The sequence below is a fragment of the Brachyspira pilosicoli genome (genome assembly GCF_008016535.1).
Lineage (GTDB): Bacteria > Spirochaetota > Brachyspiria > Brachyspirales > Brachyspiraceae > Brachyspira > Brachyspira pilosicoli_A.
In genome coordinates this window covers 1-958 of sequence record NZ_SAXY01000095.1, presented here as the reverse complement: position 1 = coordinate 958, position 958 = coordinate 1, and the positions used below count along the sequence as shown (strand labels likewise).

Genomic DNA, 958 nt, shown 5'->3' with positions numbered 1-958 from the left:
CGAAGAAATCAATCTTTGATTGTTATAAAAATGTGTATATTCTTTTAATTTTTCTCTTAATAATTCTACAGTTATATTTTTATTTAATCGTGAATAAAATTCTCTTTCGTCTATGCCGTGTACTCTTTCTACTACGCCGTTATATCTTGGTGTTGCTATAGGAATATATCTCCTCTCTAATTTATTTTTTAAGCAGTATTCATCAAAAATATTTATTTTAGAGGTATTGATACAGCGATAAGTATATTCTATACCATTGTCCGTTTGTATAGCCTGTATCTTAAAAGGTGAAGTTTTTAAGACATATTTTAAGAAAGATAAAGCACTAGAAGGTGTTTTATCTTCATAGATTTCTCTCCAACTATAACGAGTAGCTAAATCTACAGCAGTGAATTGATAAACTGTTTTTCTGCCTAATTTGATATATTTAGTGTCTATTTGAACTATTTTGCCTTCTTTTTGTATTTTAGAGACAAATTTACGCTTATCATATCGCTTCTTTTTCTTTTTTGTTTTATATCTCCAAAGATTATTTCTTTTTAGTACATTCTCTATAGCTGTAACACCTATCTTAATGCCTTCACGATTTAAATATGCTTTAATATAATGCTTACCTCGATATTCTTTAGTATAGAGTTTAATAATTAAATTAATAGCTTTTTGGTTATTAAAGATATTTGGGGAAGTTTTTGGTCTAGTGCTAAAATTGGCGACAGTTCCAGTGTCTTTATATTTTTTAAGCCAAGCATAAAAAGTAGATTTGGGTATTTCTTCTATCTTTAAAAATCTTTTAATATTTTTAGTTTCTAATGCTTCATCCACTATAAATAATTTAAATTCTGTGCTATAATCTTTTTTCATAGTAGTATCCTTTATTTATTTTCTATATCAAAATATTATAACAAGGATACTGCTTTTTTTATACTAAAAAATGTCCAATATCTCATACTCCTAAACA

General features: G+C 26.4%; 1 protein-coding gene. It reads right to left on the bottom strand.

Annotation, left to right across the window (positions count from 1 at the left end; translation table 11 throughout):
• A partial coding sequence (locus EPJ72_RS12865) for a DDE-type integrase/transposase/recombinase (RefSeq protein ID WP_242005026.1) occupies nucleotides 1-861 on the bottom strand: 861 nt, incomplete at its 3' end.
• Nucleotides 862-958: the final 97 nt, after the last annotated feature.